At 45.2% G+C, this 24786-nt stretch carries 21 protein-coding genes and 1 pseudogene; 15 read left to right on the top strand and 7 right to left on the bottom strand.

Annotation, left to right across the window (positions count from 1 at the left end; translation table 11 throughout):
- Nucleotides 1-9: 9 nt before the first annotated feature.
- Nucleotides 10-1035, bottom strand: a complete 1026-nt coding sequence (locus GLV81_RS13620; protein WP_157479353.1) for a PhoH family protein — start codon at nt 1033-1035, stop codon at nt 10-12.
- A gap of 462 nt (nt 1036-1497) precedes the next feature.
- Between GLV81_RS13620 and ppdK the strand changes: the two genes are divergently transcribed.
- The 5 genes from ppdK to GLV81_RS20535 all read left to right on the top strand — a co-directional run bounded on the left by ppdK (nt 1498) and on the right by GLV81_RS20535 (nt 5710).
- A complete protein-coding gene (gene ppdK / locus GLV81_RS13615) occupies nt 1498-4047 on the top strand; it encodes a pyruvate, phosphate dikinase (protein WP_281350695.1) in 2550 nt (849 codons plus the stop codon).
- Nucleotides 3956-4264 (top strand): putative PEP-binding protein, encoded by a 309-nt coding sequence (locus tag GLV81_RS21330; protein WP_281350694.1) that lies wholly within the window; start codon nt 3956-3958, stop codon nt 4262-4264. The genes ppdK and GLV81_RS21330 overlap by 92 nt, the downstream gene beginning before the upstream one ends.
- Before the next feature lie 146 nt (nt 4265-4410).
- On the top strand, nt 4411-5013 hold the full coding sequence (locus GLV81_RS20545) for an aminopeptidase P N-terminal domain-containing protein (protein WP_246186009.1): 603 nt from the start codon (nt 4411-4413) through the stop codon (nt 5011-5013).
- Nucleotides 5013-5426, top strand: coding sequence for a M24 family metallopeptidase (locus GLV81_RS20540; protein ID WP_246186008.1), 414 nt, complete (start codon nt 5013-5015; stop codon nt 5424-5426). Before GLV81_RS20545 ends, GLV81_RS20540 begins: the two co-directional genes overlap by 1 nt.
- Nucleotides 5423-5710 (top strand): M24 family metallopeptidase, encoded by a 288-nt coding sequence (locus tag GLV81_RS20535; protein WP_246186007.1) that lies wholly within the window; start codon nt 5423-5425, stop codon nt 5708-5710. The genes GLV81_RS20540 and GLV81_RS20535 overlap by 4 nt, the downstream gene beginning before the upstream one ends.
- A 5-nt stretch (nt 5711-5715) precedes the next feature.
- On the opposite strand, the gene GLV81_RS13605 is transcribed toward GLV81_RS20535, so the two are convergent.
- Both GLV81_RS13605 and GLV81_RS13600 read right to left on the bottom strand, forming a co-directional pair.
- On the bottom strand, nt 5716-8247 hold the full coding sequence (locus GLV81_RS13605) for a T9SS type B sorting domain-containing protein (RefSeq protein WP_157479352.1): 2532 nt from the start codon (nt 8245-8247) through the stop codon (nt 5716-5718).
- A 92-nt stretch (nt 8248-8339) separates the two neighbouring features.
- Complete coding sequence (locus tag GLV81_RS13600) at nt 8340-9410, bottom strand: hypothetical protein (RefSeq protein WP_157479351.1); 1071 nt, start codon at nt 9408-9410, stop codon at nt 8340-8342.
- A 305-nt stretch (nt 9411-9715) separates the two neighbouring features.
- On the opposite strand from GLV81_RS13600, the gene GLV81_RS13595 reads away from it, so the two are divergent.
- The 6 genes from GLV81_RS13595 (at nt 9716) to GLV81_RS13570 (ending at nt 16219) form a co-directional block, all read left to right on the top strand.
- Nucleotides 9716-10594, top strand: a complete 879-nt coding sequence (locus GLV81_RS13595) for a CDP-alcohol phosphatidyltransferase family protein (protein WP_246186006.1) — start codon at nt 9716-9718, stop codon at nt 10592-10594.
- 215 nt (nt 10595-10809) lie between these two features.
- Nucleotides 10810-13206 (top strand): tail fiber domain-containing protein, encoded by a 2397-nt coding sequence (locus tag GLV81_RS13590; RefSeq protein ID WP_157479350.1) that lies wholly within the window; start codon nt 10810-10812, stop codon nt 13204-13206.
- Nucleotides 13207-13333: 127 nt separating this feature from the next.
- Nucleotides 13334-13579: a phosphoribosylformylglycinamidine synthase subunit PurS gene (purS, locus tag GLV81_RS13585; RefSeq protein WP_157479349.1), complete on the top strand. Its 246-nt coding sequence runs from the start codon at nt 13334-13336 to the stop codon at nt 13577-13579.
- Between the two features lie 126 nt (nt 13580-13705).
- Nucleotides 13706-14371 carry a 16S rRNA (cytidine(1402)-2'-O)-methyltransferase gene (gene rsmI / locus GLV81_RS13580; RefSeq protein WP_157479348.1) on the top strand — a complete coding sequence of 222 codons (666 nt, stop codon included), beginning with the start codon at nt 13706-13708 and terminating at the stop codon, nt 14369-14371.
- 55 nt (nt 14372-14426) lie between these two features.
- The gene (locus tag GLV81_RS13575; RefSeq protein ID WP_157479347.1) at nt 14427-15272 is read left to right on the top strand and encodes a TIGR01459 family HAD-type hydrolase; all 846 of its coding nucleotides are present in this window, start codon (nt 14427-14429) and stop codon (nt 15270-15272) included.
- A 110-nt stretch (nt 15273-15382) separates the two neighbouring features.
- Nucleotides 15383-16219: a DUF72 domain-containing protein gene (locus GLV81_RS13570; RefSeq protein WP_157479346.1), complete on the top strand. Its 837-nt coding sequence runs from the start codon at nt 15383-15385 to the stop codon at nt 16217-16219.
- Here the strand turns inward: GLV81_RS13570 and GLV81_RS13565 are convergent.
- From GLV81_RS13565 to GLV81_RS13545, 4 genes are all read right to left on the bottom strand, one after another.
- Nucleotides 16216-16587 (bottom strand): hypothetical protein, encoded by a 372-nt coding sequence (locus tag GLV81_RS13565; protein WP_157479345.1) that lies wholly within the window; start codon nt 16585-16587, stop codon nt 16216-16218. The two genes, GLV81_RS13570 and GLV81_RS13565, sit on opposite strands and share 4 nt — an antisense overlap.
- 57 nt (nt 16588-16644) lie before the next feature.
- Nucleotides 16645-17460, bottom strand: coding sequence for a cation:proton antiporter domain-containing protein (locus GLV81_RS13560; protein WP_157479344.1), 816 nt, complete (start codon nt 17458-17460; stop codon nt 16645-16647).
- An 84-nt stretch (nt 17461-17544) separates the two neighbouring features.
- A complete protein-coding gene (locus GLV81_RS13555; protein WP_157479343.1) occupies nt 17545-18261 on the bottom strand; it encodes a nucleotidyltransferase family protein in 717 nt (238 codons plus the stop codon).
- A 134-nt stretch (nt 18262-18395) separates the two neighbouring features.
- Entirely contained in the window at nt 18396-19838 is a 1443-nt protein-coding gene (locus tag GLV81_RS13545; RefSeq protein WP_157479342.1) for a RapZ C-terminal domain-containing protein, read from the bottom strand.
- Between the two features lie 343 nt (nt 19839-20181).
- Here GLV81_RS13545 and hisG point away from each other — a divergent pair, with 343 nt between their 5' ends.
- The 4 genes and pseudogenes from hisG (at nt 20182) to hisB (ending at nt 24764) form a co-directional block, all read left to right on the top strand.
- Nucleotides 20182-21036 (top strand): ATP phosphoribosyltransferase, encoded by an 855-nt coding sequence (hisG, locus tag GLV81_RS13540; RefSeq protein ID WP_157479341.1) that lies wholly within the window; start codon nt 20182-20184, stop codon nt 21034-21036.
- A gap of 108 nt (nt 21037-21144) precedes the next feature.
- Nucleotides 21145-22415: pseudogene (hisD, locus tag GLV81_RS13535) on the top strand (histidinol dehydrogenase).
- A gap of 128 nt (nt 22416-22543) precedes the next feature.
- Nucleotides 22544-23626, top strand: coding sequence for a histidinol-phosphate transaminase (gene hisC, locus GLV81_RS13530; RefSeq protein WP_157479340.1), 1083 nt, complete (start codon nt 22544-22546; stop codon nt 23624-23626).
- Complete coding sequence (hisB, locus tag GLV81_RS13525; RefSeq protein WP_157479339.1) at nt 23619-24764, top strand: bifunctional histidinol-phosphatase/imidazoleglycerol-phosphate dehydratase HisB; 1146 nt, start codon at nt 23619-23621, stop codon at nt 24762-24764. The genes hisC and hisB overlap by 8 nt, the downstream gene beginning before the upstream one ends.
- Nucleotides 24765-24786: the final 22 nt, after the last annotated feature.

The following is a 24786-nucleotide window of genomic DNA, read 5'->3' as shown; positions in this document are numbered from 1 at the left end:
GTTGAAAAATTATTGCGGCTTGTCACGGTTGCGAAAATATTCTTTTCGCTGTGCCTGATAGGCTTCTTCTTCTGCATTTTCTTTTTCTTTCTCTTTATCGTAGGCCTTGATGATGGCTTTTACGAGGCGGTGGCGAACCACATCTTCCTCATCGAGCTCTATGTGTGCAATGCCGTTGATGTTTTTGAGAATACGGGTGGCTTTTTCCAAACCACTACGCTGGCTCTTGGGCAGGTCTACCTGCGTCATATCGCCGGTGATGATGGCCTTGGCATTGGCACCTATACGGGTGAGAAACATTTTCAACTGCAGGTCGGTGGAGTTTTGGGCTTCATCAAGAATGATGTAGGCATTGTCCAACGTACGGCCACGCATGTACGCCAGCGGGGCAATTTCGATGGTGCGGGTACTCATATAGTAGCCCAGCTTATCTGCCGGTATCATATCATCCAGCGCATCGTACAACGGCCGCAGGTACGGATCAATTTTTTCTTTGAGATCGCCGGGCAAAAAACCAAGGCTTTCACCAGCTTCTACCGCAGGGCGGGTGAGGATGATTTTTTTGACAGACTTGTTTTTGAGGGCTCTTACCGCCAGCGCAACAGCGGTGTACGTTTTACCGGTACCGGCAGGGCCAAGGGCAAATACAATGTCGTTGGTATCTGCCGCACTTACCATGCGTTTTTGGTTGTGGGTGCGGGCCCGTACTGTTTTGCCATTGGGGCCAAATACCAACACATCGTTGGGATTTCGCTCCACAAAAGCATCTACCGTTTCAGCATCATCACCACCCAAAATGGTTTCAAAATAGTTTTCGCTCAGGTGCCCGTTGCGTTCAAGGTATTGTACAACAAGGCCAATCTTTTCTTTTGCAAACTCGATCTGTTCAGGACTGCCGCTCAGTTTTATTTGTGTCCCGCGGCCAAGGATCTTTAACAATGGAAATTTCTTTTTCAGCAGATCCAGCTTGCCGTTATTTACCCCAAAAAATTCAATGGGATTCACGGTTTCCAGGTTAATGATTGTCTCAGTCAAATGGTGTAAGTTTTAGTGATGCGATGATGTAAAAAGAACTTAGATGATTGCGGTATCAACTCTCTCAAATTTATTTTTTACTATTCCTAAAACCCAAAATTAGTTGTACACTTTTTGTGGAAAGAAACGGTGTTACTCTGCGCCAATTCCCTTTCATTTAAAGGAATACGATTGGCCGCTTACCACACTATTTGTAGTAACAATTTGATTGCCGCTTCGGTTGTAGCCAGCGCAAAATGAATTGATCATCACCCTTGTATGCCAGGTGGTTTGCGTATCCATTTCCTGATGTTTGTTAGGTTTTCTCTTGCCAATAATCATTTTCTAACCATCCTGCTCCGTCTACTTTTACGTTCGTCAATGAAGAACAACCACAATCATTCATTTAAACGGACATCCATTGCAAACGCCTCATTGTAGGCCTGCAATAGACCCGATCAATTCAAACTAAATACCTATAAAATGGCTACAGTAAAAAAGGCAATCAAGTATGTCTATTCCTTTGGGGGTGGCAAAGCCGACGGAAACGAATCCATGAAAAACCTGCTGGGTGGCAAAGGTGCCAACCTCGCTGAAATGGCAGGTCATCCAAAACTGAAACTGCCCGTGCCACCGGGTTTTACACTCACTACAGAAGTTTGTACTTATTACTACGCCAACAAGCGAACCTATCCTAAAGTATTGGACGCACAAGTGAAAGAGGCATTGGCCAAAATGGAAAAAATCACCGGCAAGAAATTCGGCGATGTAAAAAATCCGCTGTTGGTTTCTGTACGTTCTGGTGCCCGCAAGAGCATGCCCGGTATGATGGAAACCGTGTTGAATGTGGGCTTGAATGAAAAAACCATTGAAGGCTTGATTGCTCAAAGTGGCGATGCCCGTTTTGCTTACGATGCATACCGCCGCCTCATTATGATGTATGCCGATGTGGTGATGGAAAAAGCAGCCGGCATTGAACCCAAGGGCAAAGGCATTCGCAAACAGCTGGATGAAAAGCTGGAAGCTATTAAACACAAACAAGGTTATACCAGCGATACAGACCTTACAGTAGACGAACTGAAAGTGCTGGTTGCAGATTATAAAAAGACGGTTAAGAAAGTATTGGGCGTTGAATTTCCTGACGATCCCATGAAGCAACTCTGGGGTGGTATGGGTGCCGTATTTGCCAGCTGGAATGGCAAGCGGGCCATCGAATACCGCCGCATCGAAAAAATTCCTGATGAGTGGGGAACAGCGGTAAACGTACAGGCCATGGTGTTTGGCAACCTGGGTAACGACAGCTGTACAGGGGTAGCTTTTTCCCGCAACCCTGGTAGTGGTGAAAACAAATTTTATGGCGAGTACCTGGTAAATGCACAAGGTGAAGACGTAGTGGCTGGTATCCGCACTCCGGCGCCGCTCAATGCGTATTCTAAAAATGCGCAAAGCGAACATTTTGATACGCTGGAAAAACTGATGCCTGTTCAGTACAAAGAACTGGATGCTATTCAGCAGCGTTTGGAAAAGCACTACAAAGACATGCAAGACATTGAGTTTACCATTGAAAAAGGAAAACTCTACATGCTCCAGTGCCGTGTTGGTAAGCGCAATGGTGTAGCCGCTGTACGCATGGCTACCGAAATGTACAAGAGCAAAATGATTGATGCCAAAACGGCCATCATGCGGGTTGCACCCAACCAACTGGTAGAACTGTTGCTGCCCATGCTCGATCCTAAAGAAGAATTGCTGAAACCCGTAATTGCCAAAGGTTTGCCTGCAGGTCCCGGTGGTGCCAAAGGCCGTGTTGTCTTCACTTCTGAAGACGCAGTAGCTTGGGCTGCAAAAGGGGAGAAAGTGATATTGGTACGTGAAGAAACGTCACCCGAAGATGTGGATGGTATGCATAAAGCACAGGCCATTCTTACTACCAAAGGTGGTATGACATCACACGCAGCATTGGTGGCCCGTGGTTGGGGTAAATGCTGTATCGTGGGTTGCGGCGATATCGAAATTCACAGCGATAGCAAAGTATTCAAAGCCAAGAATGGTGAAGTCATCAAAGAAGGCGATTGGATTAGCCTGAATGGTACCAAAGGTGTAGTATACGAAGGCAGTATGCCACTGGTAGACATCGACATCGAGAAAAACCAGAGCTACAAAGACCTCATGAAACTGGTAGACCAGGTGAAACAAATAGGTGTACGTGCCAATGCTGAAACCCCTGAAGATGCCAATGTGGCCTTCAAGTTTGGTGCAGAAGGTATCGGCCTGTTCCGTACCGAGCACATGTTCTATGGCGAGGGTAGCGAAGAGCCTTTGTTCCAGCTGCGCAAAATGATTGTGAGCAAAACAGAAAAAGAAAGAAGAGCAGCGCTGAACGATTTGTTCAAGTACGTGAAGAAGGATGTGAAGAACACGCTGAATGTGATGAAGGGACACCCTGTAACCATTCGCCTGCTCGATCCACCACTGCACGAATTTGTACCACACGATAAAGAGAAACTGACACACCTGAGTAAAGAACTCGGCATCAGTATGAGTGTGTTGAAGCGTCGTGTGCTGGCGTTGCACGAAAACAACCCAATGCTCGGACACCGTGGTGTACGCCTTGGCATCAGCTATCCGGAAATTACTGAAATGCAAATCCGTGCTATTTTCGAAGCCACTGCTGAGCTCACCAAACAAGGTAAAAAGGCATTGCCCGAAATCATGATTCCGGTAACCTGCTCCGTAAACGAATTGATACACCAGCGCAAGATTGTAGATCAGGTGTATAAAGAAGTGTGTGAGAAAACCGGTTTGAAGAAAATTCCGTTCTTGTTTGGTACCATGATTGAAATTCCACGTGCAGCCTTGAAAGCGGCACAAATGGCTGAAGCCGCAGACTTCTTCAGCTTTGGTACCAACGACCTTACGCAAATGAGCTTTGGCTTTAGCCGCGATGATATCGGTGGCTTCCTGCCCAACTACCTCGATCAGAAAATTTTGTTGGACGATCCGTTCCAGACCATTCGATCAGGATGGCATTGGTGAGCTCATCAAGTTCGGTACCGAACGTGGCCGCATTACCAAGCCCAACCTCAAAGTGGGTATCTGTGGTGAGCACGGCGGCGATCCGGAGAGTGTGAAATTCTGCCACCGCATTGGTATGAACTATGTGAGCTGTTCACCATTCAGGGTGCCTATTGCCCGCCTTGCTGCTGCACAGGCTGCGATAGAGTCGCCCCGCAAAGTGACCGGCAAAAAATAGGATTTGGTTTTTTTGAAAATGGAGAAAGTACAAGGCCGTCTGCGAAGACGGCCTTTGCTTTTGCAATCCGTTGCCATGTTTCGTGTCACGCAAACCATCAGAAACCATCTTACCTGCTTACATTTACCCCCTCTTAAAAATGACGTATGAAAAATCTTCCGCTCAATCCGAAAATCTTCATCCAAAACCGTCAACGCTTCATCAAAAAAATGAAGCCCAACAGCATTGCTATTTTCAACAGCAATGATGAAGTACCCAGCAATGGCGATGCCCTGTATCGCTTTCAGCAAAACAGCGATTTGTTTTGGCTCACCGGCATTGAGCAGGAAGATACCATGCTGGTATTGTACCCCGATAATCCGGATCCCAAATACCGCGAAGTATTGGTACTGGTGCGCCCCAACGAAATGAAAGAAAAATGGGATGGCAAACGCCTTCGTGCACAAGAAGGAAAAGACATCAGCGGTGCTGCAGCGGTGTTGTGGCTCGATAGTTTGGATGGCTTGCTGCAGCAGTGGATTCACCTCGCCGATACCATTTACCTCAATACCAACGAGAACGACCGCAAAGCATCGTTAATACAAACACGTGACTATCGCTTTGTGCAAGACATGCAAAGCCGCTATCCGCTACACCAGTACGAACGCAGCGCCAAGATTATGCGGGAAGTACGGGGCATCAAAACCAAGGAAGAAGTGGAAGTGGTTAAAACTGCTATCGACATTACCCACAAAGCTTTTTGCGGGTGATGAAGTTTGTGAAGCCCGGTGTATATGAGCATGAAGTGGAAGCCGAAATTGTGCATGAGTTTTTGCGCAACCGTGCCCGTGGCGAAGCATACGGCAGCATCATTGCCAGCGGCGACCGTGCCCGCACCCTGCACTACATCAGTAACAATGCGGAATGTAAAGATGGTGAACTGCTCCTCATGGATTTTGGCGCCAACTATGGTGGCTACTGCGCCGATCTTACCCGTACTATTCCTGTGAATGGAAAGTTTAGCAAGCGTCAGAAAGAATTGTACAACGCCTGCCTCGACATTCACAACTATGCCAAAAGCATTTTGAAACCCGGCATTACCATTGTGGACTATACCAACAAAGTAGGTGACGAAGCCACGAAGCAGTTTTTGAAAGTGGGGCTGCTGAAAAAGAAGACGTGAAAAACGAAGACCGCAATGTGCTCGAATCTCGGGCTTTCCGCAAGTACCTCTACCATGGTATCAGCCACCACCTGGGTGTGGATGTGCATGACTTGGGCCTGAAACATTTGCCCATACAGGCAGGCATGTTGTTTACTATCGAACCGGGTATTTATGTAGAAGAAGAACAACTCGGCATTCGCATCGAAAACAATGTATGGATTACCAAAACAGGCAACGTGGATTTGTTCAAGGGCATTCCGATTACGGTGGAGGAGATTGAAAAAGCAATGAAAACCCTGTAGCTGTTTTACCGAATCAATTTTACATTTCCAGACATCTTTTTTTCAGGTTCATTCCTGAATTTTATAACCAGTTGCCAAACGTACAGCCCGCTTGGTTGTGGCTGTCCGTTTATTCTTCCATTCCATCCTTCAGCAGCTTGGGTATTGCTAAAAATACGTTGCCCCCATCTGTTTCTTATTTCAAACCGATAATATTCAACCCTGCCTTGAAGAATGGGTCGGAATGTATCATTTAAACCATCTTGATTGGGCGTAAATGCGGTGGGAACATATATGCTTGTAGTACAGTTATTGACCATTACACGAAACAAACCTTTTTGTATGCAGCCGGTGTTGTCTGTCATCCAAACATCAAATGCACTGTTGGTGCTTGCATTAATCCTCAGGTTTTGCAGCGTATCTGAAGCACTTGTATTGGGGCCGGTCCACCTATAACGCACTGGCCCCAATGGTGCTACCAATATGCTGTCGTAACCCTTACATATTTCTATAGTTGTAGAAAAGCGGTAATCGTTTTCATCTTTTGTAAACAGCATGGTATCTGAAAATGAATGACCACAGGCGTCGTTTCCGGTATACCAATAGGTACCGGTATTTTGAACAGTTTTACTCGAGGTTTGCTCGCCGGTGTTCCAGCGAAGGTTGTATAAGCCCGAAGGCGCAGTTAGCGTATAAGTATCTCCAGTGCACAGCACTTTTGTGGCAGCATCATAGTTTTTGTGTGTATAGGGGTTTACTTCTATCACCATGGAATCTGCCGGGTTTGTACACCAGTTTGGTTTTAAATACAAAACGAAAGTTCCTGGCCTTTTCCATTTTAAGTTGAGTTGCTCTTGCCCAACATTATTGGTTAGTTGCAATGCGGCATCTTCAGGTATAATCCATGTATAGTTTCCCTTGCACGAACTGGCACTGTAGGTATAGCTATATGTGTTGGAAGTATCACATATCTTTTGCACACCCTGTATGACCGGCGTGCTGCAAGAAATTGTTTCGTAGCAAAGGGTGTCTGATGAATAAGTTATATCAATACTATGAAGATAACTCTGGGCCTCCTTCATAATATTGGTATCTTTTTTTTCAATAGTAAATGGCGCTGGCGAAACTAAAAAGTTAGATCGTTGCGATGTATAGAATTCTGTTGAAGAATCTAAAGAAATGCAAGTATTGGAGAGTACTTCAGACTGCGAGAAAGTCTGAAATTCTAAGTATTGATCGTTATCTAGTGGAGAATAGATTGGTAATCTTGTAACCGTAAAATTCGAATCTGAATAACTAAAAAATGAAGATTGAGTATATCTATTTTCCATAATGGGCTTTTGATGTTCCCATTCAATTTCAACATTTCCATTATCTAAATTAAAGATGAGATACTTCTCTTTTGTAGTCTTATGATCAATATTGTAACCACTCTCTTTTTCTGTATTTGATAATTCTGCTGCTATTCGAATTTTATTGTTACTACATACAATATTATGTATAAAGGTGTATGCTTCTAATTTTCTCTTTAATAAGAGAGACTTTTCAAATTGATTCTTTCGAAAGTTAAAAAAGCTGAGATTCACTATTTCCTTATTCACTCTAAAACTGTTTGGAAGTACCAATAAGGAGTCATTGATTTTAAAGGAGGGTGTACCCCTTGGAAGGCTAATAGGTGGACTCAAACGAGAAAACTCAAAAGATTCTAGCGGTTGAAAATGTCGGACAGGTTGATTAAAATGATCGCTAACTGGGTCCCATTCAAAAGTTAGATAATTGCCACCTCTTGGTGAATCTAAAAATTGGCGGTAATCCAAAGAATTAATAAATACTACTTTGTTATTGTGTGATGAAATGTCTAAAGTGAATTGGTAAGTGTTTTTGTCTTCAGTTATTTCATAATAGGCATTTTTAAGTATGTTTAGTTGATTGTCTAAATAGAGAAGATGCTTCCAGGGGTTTAGCAAATCAGATTGGCTAAATTGGTCTATGCAAAGAACATAGTTGTTGTTTTGCAATGCGATGAAGGCTGCTCCTTGTGGGGCTGAGGTTGATAAATAATTACCAGATTTTTGAAAGCTTTTGGAGACAAGCAGTTGCCCATTTGAGTTAAGAATTAGTGCTTGAATCTCTTCGTTTGAAAAAGGGTTAATTTCAACGTTTTCAAATTTACTCGACACAGTCGCTATAATTAGTTGTTGAAAGTTATTGAGATTGGCACTACTAACAACAATGTTTACATTGTCTCTTGGGTCTTCATATAACTTCGACCAAATGATAGCATGCGTACCCAAAGCCCTGCACTCTATCATAAAGCATTGTTTCTCATATCCTCTGGGGTCAATTCTAGTAGTTTTGAAAAAAATGTATGCGATTTTATTGATGGTATCCTCAATAGGAACTATTGTGTGGTTTTTAATAGTTTTTAATCTTTCTGAGTTAATATAAGGAATCTGTTTAAATGTAGCAGCCTTTACATTGCATACCTGTCCATAAGTTTCAATAAGGGTAAAACTATAGAAGAGTATCAGTAAACAACAGATTTGGCTACATTTCATAGGTTGTAAATACTTAAATTCATAAAAATATAGGGACAAGAACTTGATTTAGTGGGAGTTCTTGTCCCTGTAAATGATTGTATCTATAGCCTTTACGGTACCATAACTGTTTTTGTACTGCTCCATGGTCCTATACACCCATTTGAACCCTTATTTCTAAATCTTATATATCTCGGACTTCCACTTTGCGGCAGCCATTGGTAGTAGTCGCCAATACCTATGATGTTTGGTATGGCCGGTTGACCTTGTGGTACTTCTGAGTGCCTTAAATCTGTGAAATTGGCATTGGCGGAAATTTGGATTTCCTGCTGCGTTGGGTAAGGCGAAAAACAGCATATTGCACAATTAAGTACGCCAGCAATAAATCCATTCATGCCCGACTGTGGAGCGGCATAATACACAGGATGAACAATACTGCATACCGGCAATGAACCTAAGTTGGCTTCATTAGCAACAACAGTATATGGATATTGACTTTCCTCTTCACATTCTGTATAGAAAAAAAGGCCTACACGCAACGACCAGTTTTGAATACTATTAGAAAATACGATACTTTGGGCGTTGAAAGTTACACGATATAAAGTTCTACCAGGGTCGGAAGGGTCTGTACCTATTGAAGTTATGGTTACTGGTAAAATACTGGTATTATTGACAACAGTGGCACCTGTGCTGGTGTTTGTAACTATTACGCGGCCTCTCGTTTTTTGATTAATGTTGTTGGGATTGGATGCTACTATTGCGTTTTCGCTGCTAATAATAAATGAAGCATATACTTGCCAATCATTTTGACTACAGCTATTGCGCATCATGGATTGACTTTCAATAATGGTCTCCGGTTCAACAGTAGGGTAGCAGCCGGTTCCGCTTCCAAGTAGATTTATTTTATTTTTTTCAATTTGACTTATTGGATTGCCGTCCTCATTTACATGTGTTGTTACTAATTTGGTATTTGATCCGGATAGTTCAATACCCTTTGGGTGCTGTTGAATATATTGTTGTATATATTCCTTTGTTGCTGTTTTGGTCGTTGTTTGATCGGTGGTGTTTGATTGCTTCTCACAGGAATAAAGCGTAGAAATGAATAAGGCAATAATAGTAAATATCAATGCACTATTCAATCTAGATTGAAATAGCAAGTGAATTTGTTGGAAATAATGTTTCATAAATAATTATACATAAATCTAAATAATTTATATCTGGAAAACCATGACTATTTATGCCGGTAACAATTTTTTGACTTTAGTCAAATTCAAATTAATACCTTAATAACGTTTTTTATTTTTAATTAATTGTTTGCTCACAGGGTATTCTTAATCTATAAATAATACTGTCGGATGGATTCTAAAAAAAGGATGCTTTAAACTATTTTATGTGTTTTTCACATTCTAATTAAAAGCATGATATGTAATTCCTTTGCTCCTACATTTACCATCCATAATTTTTACTGCAAGAATAGAACCAATATAATATGACTGGTCGTAATGAAATGTCCTCAGTAACCGGTGGTCAGTCGTCGGCTGTCGTCTCGAAAGCTGCCGGTAGTCCGTCGTCGGTGGTCGGTGGTCTTTCCATCATTCCCAATCTGTTCACATTACTCAACCTCATTCTAGGTTGTTGTGCAATCGTTTTCTTATTGCAAAATGGCATTGCCATTGTGGAGACTGATCCTTCACCCGAAAATCCTATTGGCCAAAAGCTGGAACTGTTGCCCGAAGCCGTGTACATGGCACCATTGTTTATAGCATTGGCAGCCGTCGTAGATTTTCTGGATGGCTTTGTGGCCCGTGCCCTCAAGGCCAGCAGCGAAATGGGCAAACAGCTCGATAGCCTGGCCGATGTGGTAAGTTTTGGTGTGGCACCTGCTATCATTGTCTATCAGTTTTTGCGCCTCAGTGTAGCCAAAACTGAAGCAGGTCTCGATACGTCATTCTGGTGGCTGGCGCCGGCCTTTGTGCTGGCGGCTGCGGCGGCGTATCGGCTGGCCAAGTTCAACCTCGATACCCGCCAAACGCATTGCTTCCGGGGTACGCCGGTGCCTTCAGTAGGATTGATGGTGGCTTCCTTTCCGCTCATTTACTGGACCAGTAATGATGCCACCACCCTCAACCTGCTCACCAATCAGTGGTTTTGGTATGGCCTTGTTGCATTGCTCAGCTGGCTCATGGTAAGTGATTTGCCCATCATGAGCAACAAACCCAAATCAGTAACGCTGCAGGGATTATTGCCACAACTGTTGCTGCTGGCTGTAACCATCATTGCAGCGGTGTTGCTCGGTTGGTGGGCTGGCCCCATTGCGTATGCTGCATTCGTGCTGTTGTCAGTAGTCTTCAAAAAAACCATTCAATAAATTGTTTCAATCGAATTAGCGCAGGCGGCCTTCGGGTCGCCTGTTTTGTTTTGGATAAGAGAATCCCTTTTTTAAGGGAGGCCGTACGGTTACTGAGTCAATATTTTTACGTGTAGGATTATACCTCCCAATATCAACCCCCTGCCAGCAAAGTTGGCACAGCAATTACCATAAAGACGCTTATCGCTGCATCTCCAATCTATCATTCATTTCGTATGAAGCATTTATTTTTCTGTTGCTCACTACTTTTTATTTATGCAAATGCGCTGACTCAAAACATTGGCATAGGCACAGATGCACCACAAGCAAAACTGCATGTGAATGGGAACCTGCAATTGCAGGATGGAGCGGCCGTGTCAAAGTTTAGCAGGGATAGCCTGATGAGCGAAAACAGCCACAACAATGTGCCCACCGAAAGGGCTTTGCGTTCTTACCTCAGTACCGGCCGCTGGACCGGTTTGGATACAGCTGTTACCAGCACCAATGGTATTGTTGCCAAAGGATTCGGTATACAGGGTCTTGGTGGTCCAACCGCCGTAGCATTAAAAGACAACCTGGCTTTTGTTGTCAACTGGAGCAACAACTCTCTCGTTTCTTATAACATTTCCAATCTTAGCGATCCGCAGTCGAAAAGCAATGCTTATACCAATATCAATGGGCCCAGCAGCGTAGCTGTTCAGGGCAATTATGTATACATAACTTCAGAGTTGGGCAATGCACTTACGATTTATAGTTTTACCCCTACGGGAAGCCTTATCTATGTTGGTATGATTGGCACCGGAAGGCGTCCAACTTTTGTAACCGTACATGGAAATTTCGCCTATGTAACCGCAGAAAGAGAGTTGGCCATATATGATGTTTCAGTACCCGCCACACCGGTTTTTAAATCAATCGTAACGACCAACCTGAGTTTTCCAACAGGGGTAGTGGTGCAAGGAAATATCGCTTATGTGGTTTCCAATGGCAACAATCGCTTGTGCATGTTTGATGTTTCCAATCCTATGTCCATCACAGCACTTGGCTTCACCAATACGGGCTTGAGCAATGCCCGGCATGTGTATGTAAAAAATGGATTTGCCTACGTTACGTCAAGAGATAACGACCGCATTCAAATATTCAATGTGAGCAATCCGGCCAGCCCCACGGTAGCCGGCTTTGTGCAGGAAAATATTTACCAGCCTTATAGTATTCATGGTGCGGGCAATTTTTTGTTTGTGGCCAACGGCCAATACAACATGGTGTCTGTGTTCGACATCAGCAATCCAACAGCACCAGTTGCCCGTGGCTACAATACCACCAACATCAGTGGGCCGGGTATTTTATTTGCCCAAAACGATGTGCTGGCTGTTCCGTCTTCTGGCAACAACCGCCTTTGTCTTTTTACCCTCGACAGAACCTATGGCCTAAGCATGTCGCCCACAGGTTTGCAATTATCTGCTACGCAATGGCAAACCGATGGCATGAATATTTTTCGGGGTGAAGGCAATGTGGGCATTGGCATCAGCAAGCCTACAGCAAAGCTGCATGTAGAGGGCCAAACTTTCCTGATGGGAGAAGTGGGCATTGGTACCAATTTTCCCATGGCAAAATTGCATGTAGAAGGCAACAGCTATTTCAATGGCAACCTGAGTATTGGCACTACCACACAATTGGCTACGCAAACATTTGCCAACACATTGGGTGCCAAAGTAGCCTTGTATGGCTCCAGCGCCACCAGCCAGTATGGCTTGGGTATTCAAAGCAATTTGCTGCAGCTGTATACCGATATAGCCGGCTCCAATATTGGTTTTGGATGGGGCAGCAGCACTGCTTTTACGGAAAGAGCCCGCATCATCAACAGTGGCGAAGTAGCGTTGCAAACCAACGGCAGGTTACAGATTCGTACCGGTTCACAAACAGCAGGGCTCTGGCTGGCCAATGCGGCTAATACCGGCAATGTGGGTTTTATTGGTTTACCCAACGATAATGTGATGGGCTTTTATGGCAACAACGGTGCGGGCTGGGGGCTGACCATGAATGCGAACAATGGTTACGTGGGTATTGGACTAAACGGTGCTTCTGCATCGGCACCACTGCAGTTTTCGAATAACCTGGGCCTTACAAAAATCTCTTTGTACAAAGGCACTTATGGCGATGTAGGTATTGGTGTATATGGTGGCGAACTGCGTTTGCAAAACGACATTCCCAACGGCAAAGTGAGCATGGGCGTTATTCAAACTGATGGCTCCTATGCAGAGCTGGCCAAGGCCGAACGAAACGGAGCATATGCCTTTGCCATCTTCGGCAGCTTATGGGCCAACGGTACCACTTATGCCAGCGACCGCCGTTTTAAGCAGCACATTAGCGGCATTGCTTCGCCCTTGCAAAAACTGCTGCAGCTCAATGGGGTGACCTACGACATGAAGGCGGGCGATTTCAACAACATGAATTTTAAACAAGGCCGGGAGATGGGCCTGATAGCACAGGATGTGGAGCTGGTGGTGCCCGAAGCCGTGTCGGAATTAAACGGTTACAAGGGCGTGGATTATGCCAAGCTGGTGCCGTTGCTCATTGAGAGCATCAAGGAATTGAAAAAGGAAATTGATACGCTGAAAGCACAGCAAAAACGATAGTCGTGATGCGTTGCAGCTACCGGCCATTTGCCCGCTTGGGTAAAAGGCCTTTCTGTTTTGGCTTGCTGGGCGGTGCCGGTTACCTTTGCTGCTTTCTAAGCCATTTTCGTTTTCAAAACAACTCAACATGACATACACTGCGCATATCACCGTAATGCCATTGAAAGAACTGCTCGACCCACAAGGCAAGGCCGTTATGGGCGGACTGGGCAACCTCGGCCTGAGCCAAATCAAAGATGTACGCATTGGTAAGCACATTACCCTGCAGGTAGAAGCCGACAGCCCCGAAGCTGCCAAAGCCGTTGCCACCGAAGCTGCACAGAAAGTGCTGGCTAACGCAGTAATGGAATACTTTGAAGTGGTGATAGCCTAATTTGAAAATTTGAAAATGAGGGAATTTGAAAATTATTCAATTCTCTCAGGTACAACATAAGCCTTGTAGAAAAGTCACATCAGTTGTAATCATTTTCAAACTTTCAAATTTTCAAATTCTTGCATTTTGCTTTACCTCGTTCCATCTCCCATAGGCAACTTGTCTGATATGACATATCGGGCAGTGGAGGTATTGAAACAGGTGGATGTGATTTTGTGTGAAGACACCCGCACTTCTTCGGTGTTGCTCAATCATTACGGCATTAGCAAACCGCTATCGCCTTACCACCAGCACAACGAGCACAAAGTGTTGCAGCATTTGGTAACACAACTGCAGGCAGGTAAGCAAATGGCGGTACTAACCGATGCGGGTACGCCCGGCATCAGCGATCCGGCTTTTTTGCTGGTGCGGGAATGTGTTCGCAACAATATTGCCGTTGAATGTTTGCCCGGTGCAACGGCCTTCGTTCCTGCATTGGTCAACAGTGGATTGCCTACCAACCGCTTTACATTCGAAGGATTTTTGCCGCCCAAAAAAGGCCGCCATACCATGCTCACCAAACTGGCTACCGAAGAACGCACCATGGTGATGTATGAAAGCCCCATGCGGCTGGTAAAAACCCTGGATGAAATAGCCACCTACTTTGGTGCCGACCGCCAATGCTGTGTGAGCCGGGAACTCAGCAAAAAGTTTGAAGAAAACAAAAGAGGTACTTTGCAAGAAGTAGCCGACTATTTCAGAGAGAAAGGCGTGAAGGGTGAGATTGTAGTAGTGATAGCCGGAAAAGAATAACGACTGCTGCTTTACGAAGTTTTTTTTTTCGTACCAACTAAACTGCTTTTGCACCATGCATTTGTCTGATTTCCGTTCCGTGATTGATCAGTATGATGTCATTTTTTTCGACTCGTACGGTGTGCTGCGTTCTTATCAGGGGTTGGTGCCCGGCGTAGACCGCACATTTGCATTGCTGGAAGAGCAGGGAAAGGAATACTACATTATTACCAACGATGCCAGCCGCAGTCCCGAATTGCTGGCTTCCTCCTTTCACCGGGCAGGCCTGTACAATATTCAACCCGATCATATTATTTCATCGGGCATGCTGGCCAAAGAATTTTTAGACCTGAAAGTAAATGATGGTATTGTTGCTTATCTGGGTACTGAAAATTCGGCGCATTACATTGAAAGCAGTGGCTTGCACACCATGCCCGTGAGCGAAATAGACGACAGCAACATGCACAAGGTGAATGCCTTGGTAATGCTGGATGATGAAGGCTTTGATTGGTTTCGTGATTTGAACAAAGCCGTGAATTTGTTGCGCCACCGTACCATTCCTGCCATTGCTGCCAACCCCGATAATTCTTACCCGGTAAATAACCACGACGTAAGCATAGCCGTAGGAGCACTGGCCCACATGATTGAAAAAGTAGTGGGCAAAAAGTTCATTCGTTTTGGCAAACCTGATACACAGATTTTCATGTTTGCCTACGAAAGGCTGCAGGCCAAGCGAAGCATTTCTAAAAAAGATATTTTGATGATTGGCGATACACTCGCTACTGATATTTTGGGTGGCAATAAGTTTGGATTGGATACCATGCTGGTGCTTACCGGCAACACACAACCCAAAGATGCCGAGAGCCGCATTGTATCGACGGGCATTGTACCCACCTGGATTTGCGAAGCAGCCGTTGTATAACGGATGTGGAGTTACGAAGAACACAGAACGAATTTGCTGTATGAAGTTTGGCCGAATAGATCCTGCATTGCTACAGATGGCGCAGCTACAACTGCCGCAAAGATCCTGCTATGAATGCCGCAGTGCTCAAGGGGAAGTCGGCCACTGCACCCACTATTTACTTGGGCTGTACCCAATGGAAATGCGATGCATGGCTGGGTAAAATTTATCCGGCCAATATAAAGGATGCGGAGATACTGGACACGTACATCCGTCAGTTCAACAGCATTGAAATGAATGCGATGCACTACCGCATTTTTCCTGCCGAAACGGTAAAAAAATGGGTTGCCAAAGTGAAAGGCCGTGCATTCAAATTTTGTCCGAAGTTTCCGCAGAGCATCAGCCATTACAGCCAGTTTACCAATGCCACACAGCAAACGCAGCAGTTCCTCGAATCTATTGAAGCATTGCAGCCACATTTGGGCCCATCGTTTTTGCAGGTGAGTGAAGGATTGTCGCCGGCCATGCAGGCACCGCTGATGGAGTATCTCGCATCATTACCCAAGCACTTGTCTTTTTTTGTAGAACTCCGCCATCCCGATTGGTACACGCCAGCTGCTCAAGAGCAAACAGCGCAGCTATTGCAACAGCATGGCATTGGTTGGGTGATAACCGATGCGCCAGGCCGGCGAGATGTGTGCCACATGCACTTGACCACGGATATTGCATTGGTGCGATTCTTGGGTAACAACCTGCATCCTACAGATTACACCCGCATTGATGCATGGATTGAACGCATACGTCACTGGGTGAAAAATGGTGTACGGGAAGTATATTTTTTCATGCATCACCCCGAAGAAGAAGGAGCACCTGAGCTGATTGATTACATGGCGCAGCGGTTGCAATTGCAAACCGGTATTTTGTGCAAACGCCCTCAGTTTTTGCCCAAGCAGTCAACCTTGTTTTAAGTTGTTTTAGCTTCGGATACAGTTTCGTGAGTCAGATTATCTGCAAACAACTGCTCCTCTTGAATGGGCTCTTTTTCTCCTTTGTAAAAAATGCTGCCGAGCATCATGAGTGTGCTCGTAGCCAAAATCACGAAGGCAATAATACTTTCATTGAAACTGCTCAGTTTTAGTACCTCAGGTATTTTGTAAAAGAGCACAATGGTGATGAGGCCACGGGGCATGAAAAACAATTCGGGTAACAAATTGGCTTTCATAAATACCCGTAAATAAAACAACCTTACCAGTAATAACGCCAGCACAATCATGCCGCCTACGAGTGCTACATCTGCCTGAAACACCAATTCTATTTGTATGGTGTAGCCAAACAAAATGAAGAAAAAGTACGCACCAAAAAGGAAAGCTCGGCTGTAATGGAGTGGAGTATCTCATGAATTTCGTGTACTTGTTTTTTGCTGTAAGTGCCTAAAAATGCTGGCAGTTTCACCAGGTTCCAGTTGTTCGATCATTAAGCCGAAAACAAGTATAATCAACAACGAGGGGAGGTGTAATAATTTGCCACTGGCGTACAGCAAAATCAACAATGAAATAATCAGAAAAAATTTAATGTTGAGTTTAGTGTTGGTCATGATGAGAAACAGCAACACCGAAAATGCAATGGATAAAACAACAGAACCAACAATGCCCCCGACAAAGATGCCTGCAGACGCCCAGGTGAGAATTTCTTCTGCAACAAAATAGTTGAATACGATGATGCCAACGATGTCGGAGAACGACGCCTCATACACCAAAAATTCTTTTTTGGCATTGGTCAGGTGATGCAAACTCGGAATAACAATGGCGGAGCTGATAATGGACATGGGGATGGCATACACGATGCACTGAATCAACGATTCTTCTAACCAATACACCAATATGCCCGTTATCAATGCAGCTGAAGCAAAGAAGATAACACTCGCAGAGAAAAACGATTTGCGTATTAACGGCAACTTATCTCTGGTCAATTTCAAATCAAGCCCGGCTTCCAGTACAATCATAATGAGACCTACCACGCCAAGTCCTTCTACTACCAGTCGTGGAAGCTCAACAGTGAGTTGATATTTATCGGTGAAGTAACGGCCAATAATACCTGAAAACATCAGCAGCAGCACTGAAGGCACCCGCAGTTTTCTACTCACGATGGAAAACAAATACGAAATCACAATTACCCCGCATAATATCATTAATACCTGTTCTGTTTGCATGTGTAGTAGTTTGTGTTGTGTAACAATGCGGTTGTCTGGTTTGCAATATCCCTTTACGGATTTAAAATTCCGGTTCCTGTATTGTTAAATAAACATTTCCGCCGCTTGTGCCAGTTTTTCCATCGTGCCGATATCAATGAACTTGCTGCCACTGTGATCAAACGATTGTATACGGTGCGTAGCACACAGTTGCAGGTACACATCCACCATCGAAAACTTACCTTCAAAAGGCATGTGCCGGAATATACTTTCATTGATGATGTGGATGCCGCTGAAAGATTTTTCAACAGGAGCATCCGTAGCAACAGGCAGTTTGGTTTCACCAGTGTTTTTATTGCGCCAGCCCACCAGTTGGTGCTGCAGATCAAACAAAAAACAACGGGAGGAAGAACGATTGCTCACTGCCAGTGTAGCATCGGCTTTGTTGCTGGCATGTGCCTGCATAAATGCCTGCAGGTTCATATCTGTGAGGATGTCGGCATTCATTACCAGCACATCTGTAGCATCGCCAAACAAGGGCACCGCTTTGCGAATGCCGCCGCCAGTTTCCAGCACTTCATCCGTTTCATCGCTTATCAGCACTTCGGCGCCCCAGCCATTGTTTGCTTGCACTGCAGCCATAATTTGATCCGCAAAATGATGAACGTTTACCACCACTTTTTGTATGCCCGCTTGTTGCAGGTATTCAATATTGCGCTGCAGCACCGGCTTGCCATTCACCACTGCCAGCGCTTTAGGATGCGCATCTGTCCACGGTTTCAATCTTGTGCCGAGGCCGGCGGCGAGTATCATGGCTATCATGAGTTGTTGGTTTGTAGGTAGGTTGGTTGGTTGGTTGGTTGGTTGGTTGGTTGGTTGGTTGGTTGAACAGTTGACGCGTTTACTAGTTAACCAGTAAACGCGTCAACTAAAAGACTACTGAATAGGTGAGGGATCTACTTCACCCAATGCTCACTATTAATGTGCGTTACTACTGTTTTCACCTTGTACTTATTGCGCAGGTGGCGGGCGGTTTGCTCGGCGGCATACACACTGCGGTGCTGGCCACCCGTGCAACCAAAGTTTACCATCAGTTTGCTAAAACCGCGTTGCAAATAATCTTCCACGCTGATGTCTACCATATCCCACACACTATTCAAAAACTCCGGCATGCGGGTTTTCTGTTCCAGATAGTCCATCACTTCTTTGTCTTTACCCGTCAGGGTTTTGTATTCGTCTATGCGGCCGGGGTTGAGTATGCCCCGCATGTCAAACACAAATCCACCACCGTTATCGCTGTCATCTTTGGGGTAGCCATTTTTCTTAAAGCTAAAGCTGTTGACTTCCACCACCAGCGGCGTGTTTTCATCAGCCTTCGGCGGATCAAAACGGGCAATCACGGCATCATCTACCACCAGATTGAGCATGCGTTTAAACTCGGGCACATGTATTGCCAGCGGACGGTTTGTGATAAACCATTTCAGGTTGCGCAATGCTTGTGGTATGCTGCTCAAAAACTGCGCCTTTCTTTCAAACAAACCACGGAAGCCATACGCACCCAACACTTGCAATAAGCGAATGAGCACATAGCCATAGTACTGTGCCACAAAAATGTTACGGTCAATAGGGTGGCCCAGTACTTCTTCCAAAGAGGTCATGTAATGCAGCAGCAAGTCTTGCTTCCAGTCATCTGGCAGGTCGGCACGGGCCTGCCAAATCATACTGGCAGCATCGTATTGCGGAGCACCTTTCATGCCACCCTGATAATCGATGAAGTAGGGCTGGTCGTTGTTGATGATGATGTTGCGGCTCTGAAAATCGCGGAACATAAAAAACTTGTATTCCGTATGCGTCAGGTAAGTAGCCAGTGCATCAAAATCATCAATCATGGCCTGCTTGTCGTAGGGTTGCTGCAAGGCATCCAGAAAGTAATATTTAAAATACAGCAGGTCGCTCAAAATGGCCTGCTTGCCAAACTCTTTCGCCGTAATGCAGCGGTTGTAATCGAGGCCTTCATGGCCCTTCACTTGCAGGCGGGCCAGCTGGGTGAGGCTTTCAGCAAACAAGCTTTTTACATAGTCATTGTAGCCGTGGGCTTCCAGTTTGTTCAGCAGGCTGTCGTTGCCCAGGTCGGTTTGAATGTAGGCCGTGCCTTTTTCATTTACAGCTACAATAGCGGGTACGGGCAGGCCTTTCTCCGAAAAGTGCCGGCTGAAATAAATGAAAGTGTCGTTCTCTTTTATGTTGAGGTTATACGTGCCAATCAGCGTTTTTCCTTCATCATAAATCCGGAAATAGCGTCTGTCGCTACCACTTTGGGGCAATAGTTCAATGCGTTCTGGTACATGGCCACAGGCTTGTGCCGCCAGCGTTTCTATGGTATCAATGGTTTTGTTCATGTCAGTTATTCGTCAGGAAAACGAAAATACCGGTTTCCGAATTTGGCGGTTTGAAATGTCGGCCTATTTTTGCACAGCAAATGAAAAAGCAGCTCGTACATATCCATCATCATCATACTTACCTCCTCGGGTAGGCCGGTGCTGTTGTGTACGTATACATACAAAACATTGCAAGAAGGGCTTACCTACGTGGTGAGCCCTTCTTGTTTTTTTGTTGATGAGCTGTAGTGCAGGTGGCAGCGGTGTTGTGTCACTCACTGCATCTGCATCGCCTCAATGAACCAGAGACAATTGACGAAGAACCAATAACAAAAAACGACAAACGAAAAACGCAAAGCATAGTATGAAACTCAAAATAGCCATTCAGAAATCCGGCCGCCTCTACGAAGACAGCATCAAGCTCCTGAAAGATTGCGGCATCGACGTTCGCAACGGCATGAACAAGCTCAAAGCCGAAGCCGAAAACTTTCCCCTCGAAGTATTCTTCCTCCGCGATGATGATATTCCACAGTACGTAGCCGACAAAGTAGCCGACATTGGTATTGTAGGCGAAAACGTACTCTACGAAAAGCAGAAAGCGGTGACCGTTGTAGAAAAACTCGGCTTTAGCAAATGCCGCCTGGCCGTGGGTGTGGGCAAAGACGAAAACTACACCGGTGCACAATATTTGCAAGGCAAAACCATTGCCACCAGTTACCCTGTACTGGTACGTAAGTTTTTAGACGACAACAACATCAACGCCGAAATACATGAAATCAGCGGCAGCGTTGAAATTGCTCCCGGCATTGGCCTCAGCGATGCCATTGTAGATTTGGTAAGCAGCGGCAGCACTTTGTTCATGAATGGCTTGAAGGAAACCGAAACCATTCTCAAAAGCGAAGCCGTACTGGTGCGCAACAATGAGTTGAGCGAAGAAAAACTGGCTATCCTCAGCAGCCTGGTGTTTCGCATGCAGGCAGTAAAAAAGGCCAAGAACAACAAATACATTTTGCTTAATGCACCCAACGATCGCCTGCAGGAAATCATTGCTTTGCTGCCCGGCATGAAAAGCCCCACTGTATTGCCACTGGCCGAAAGCGGCTGGAGCAGCGTACACAGTGTGCTGAATGAAAATGATTTCTGGAACATCATTGAACAACTGAAAGAACGTGGTGCACAAGGCATACTGGTGATACCGATTGAGAAAATGATTGTCTAGGATTTGTTGATGTCTGATGTGAGATGTCTGATATGAATCAGTGTTTCATCTAATAAAATCAACCATCAAAAGTCTCCCTTTAGGGAGATATAGAGGGTAACAGAAAGTATGAAATCAGTAATAGAACCGAAGAAACAGGAGTGGGCCAGTCTCATCAAACGCCCCGTGATGAATCTCTCTGAGATCCATGCCAGAGTGCAGCCGGTGATGCAAGCCGTACGGCAAGAAGGCGATGCAGCATTGCTGCGTTTCACCGCACATTTCGATGGCGTGGAGTTGCAAAAACTGGCCGTATCTGAAATAGAAAAAGCAGAAGCTGCTGACATGTTGAGCAACGAGCTCAAAGCCGCCATCGAACAAGCTGCTGCCAACATCCGTTTTTTTCACAGCAAACAACTCGCCCCTGCTGAAGTAGTAGAGACCATGCCTGGTGTACGCTGCTGGCGCAAGTCGGTGGGTATAGAACGGGTAGGTATTTATGTTCCCGGTGGAACAGCACCACTTTTTCTACCGTGCTCATGTTGGCTGTGCCGGCACAGCTGGCAGGCTGTAAAGAAATTGTGTTGTGTACACCTCCACAAAAAGATGGCACGGTGCACCCGGCGGTGCTGTATAGTGCACAGGTTGCAGGAGTTACACAAATTTTCAAAGCCGGTGGTGCACAAGCCATTGCTGCCATGACGTACGGTACAGAAAGTATTCCTGCCGTCAGCAAAATTTTTGGCCCCGGCAATCAATATGTAACAGCAGCTAAAATGCTGGCACAACAAGCAGGTATTCCCATCGATATGCCGGCAGGCCCCAGCGAAGTATGTGTAATGGCTGATGACAGCGCCAATCCAAAGTACGTTGCGGCCGATTTATTGAGTCAGGCCGAACATGGTGCAGATTCGCAGGTGCTGCTGGTAGCCACGCCCGATTTCAATATGCAGGCATTGCAAGATGAACTCGCTGCACAACTCAGCCGTTTGCCCCGCAATGCCATGGCGGCAGCGGCACTGGAAAACAGTACTGCTGTTGTGTTATCAAACATCGAAGACATGTTAGAGCTGGTGAATGAGTATGCTGCGGAACATCTTATCATTAGTATGAACAACGCAACGGCGATTGCAGAGCAGGTAATCAATGCCGGTTCGGTATTCATAGGGCATTTGTCGCCGGAGAGTGTGGGCGATTATGCCAGTGGTACCAACCACACACTGCCTACCAATGGTTATGCCCGCATGTACAGCGGTGTTAGTATAGATAGCTTCGTTAAAAAGATAACGTACCAGCAATTGACGCCCGAAGGTTTGCAAGCCATTGCCCCAACCGTTATTGCCATGGCAGAAGCCGAAGGGCTCGAAGCACATGCCAATGCAGTGAGAGTAAGGTTGTAAGTGAGAAGTTTGAAGTACGATGTACGAAGTGGAAAGGAATCAGGAATTTGTTTTTAGTAATGACAACAAACCAACAATAGTTTACTGTTTAAAGTCTCCCTTTAGGGAGGTTTGGAGGGTTCATCATCATGTTCGATATCAACAATCTCGTAAGAGAAAACATTAAAAAGCTAACGCCTTATTCTTCCGCCAGAGATGAATTCAAAGGCGAAGCGAAAGTGTATCTCGATGCCAACGAAAACAGCCTCGGCTCGCCACTTATGAAGTGGTACAACCGCTACCCCGATCCTTTGCAGTGGAAGGTGAAGGAGAAGTTGAGTGAGATTAAAACAGTGCCGCCGCAAAACATGTTTTTGGGCAATGGTAGCGATGAGTGTATCGACTTGTTGTATCGGGCGTTTTGCAATCCCGGCAAAGACAACGTCATCATTTGTCCGCCAACCTATGGCATGTATGAAGTGAGTGCCAATATCAACGATATTGAAGTACGCAAAGCACCACTGCTCGATGACTTTCAACTTAACCTGGCACATATCGAACAACTGGCGGATGCCAACACGAAAATCATCTGGATTTGTTCGCCCAACAATCCTACGGGCAACAGCCTCAACCGCGAAGACATCGAAACGGTACTCAACAATTTCAACGGTTTGGTAGTGGTGGATGAAGCCTACATCAATTTTTCACGGCAGCGTTCTTTCTTGAAAGAACTCACAGAGTATCCAAATTTGGTAGTGATGCAAACCCTTAGTAAAGCATGGGGGTTAGCTGGCTTGCGTTTGGGAATGATGTTTGCGAGTGAAGCCATCATCAACATCATCAACAAAGTAAAACCGCCGTACAACATCGGGCAGCACACACAAGAAATTGTGTTGCAGGCATTGGAGAATACCGATCAGGTAAACGACATGATTATGATGATTGTGGACATGCGGTATGCTTTGGAAGAAGTGTTTAATCAAATGCCGATTGTAGAAAAAATATATCCCAGCGATGCCAACTTTTTGCTAGTGAAAATGCAAAATGCCGATGAGGTGTACAACTACCTGTTGAACGAAGGCATTGTGGTACGCAACCGCAGCAAGGTTACTTTGTGCGAAGGTGGCTTGCGCATTACTGTAGGCACCGAACAAGAAAACACAGCATTGGTAGATGCGCTGGGTAGTTACATTGGTCAACTCAAATTTGAAAAAGCAACCAACAATGGCTAAGCGAATTTTATTTATTGATAGGGATGGTACATTGATTAACGAAGCGCCACCAACGTATCAACTGGATAGTTTTGAGAAACTGACTTTCTATCCCGACATGTTTACCTATCTGCGCAAAATTGCAGAGGAGTTGGACTATAAGTTGGTGATGGTGACCAATCAGGATGGTTTGGGTACGGATGCTTTTCCGGAAGATACTTTCTGGCCCGTGCAAAACTTTGTGATGAAGAGCCTCGAAAATGAAAACATTCATTTTGATGCGGTACACATTGACCGGAGTTTTCCGCATGAAAACAAACCTACCCGCAAGCCGGCAACGGGTATGTTGACTGAATACCTGAATGCCGAATTGTATGATATCGAGGATTCATTTGTGATAGGCGATCGCATCACCGATGTGCAACTGGCCAAGAACCTTGGTTGCAAAGCCATTTGGATGAATGCGGATCCGAATCTTGGCTTGAATGATACCAACATGAACGTGGCGGAGTTGCGGGAAACAACCGTTGCGCTGGAAGACATTTCATGGAAGCGCATTTATGAATTTCTGAAGCTGGGTTTGCGGGTGGTGTCACATCAGCGCAATACCAACGAAACCAAAATTTCCATTGACCTCAATCTTGATGGTACTGGCAAAGCCAATGTACACACTGGTTTGGGCTTCTTTGATCACATGCTTGATCAGATTGCCCGACATGGCAATATTGATTTAACGGTGAAAGTGGACGGCGATTTGCACATTGATGAACACCACACCATTGAAGATACGGGCATTGCTTTGGGCGAAGCTTTTGCCAAAGGCTTGGCGGATAAACGAGGCATGGAGCGTTATGGTTTTTGCCTGCCCATGGACGATTGCGAAGCACAGGTGAGCATCGACTTTGGTGGCCGCAACTGGATTGTTTGGGAAGCTGAATTCAAACGGGAGAAAATTGGAGAAATGCCTACAGAAATGTTTTTCCATTTCTTCAAATCCTTCAGCGATGCCAGCAAAAGCAATCTGATTATTCGTGCAACCGGCACCAACGAACACCACAAGATTGAAGGTATTTTTAAAGCCTTTGCCAAAGCCATTAAAATGGCAGTAAAGCGGGATGCTTCGAAATTATTTCTGCCATCTACTAAAGGGGTTTTGTAGTTCCAGCGTACACAAGTTGAAG

It is taken from the genome of Phnomibacter ginsenosidimutans, from assembly GCF_009740285.1.
In the GTDB taxonomy this organism is placed as follows: Bacteria; Bacteroidota; Bacteroidia; order Chitinophagales; family Chitinophagaceae; genus Phnomibacter; species Phnomibacter ginsenosidimutans.
Note: the sequence above shows the minus strand (reverse complement) of the source record. Positions and strands in the feature narration are given on the sequence as shown.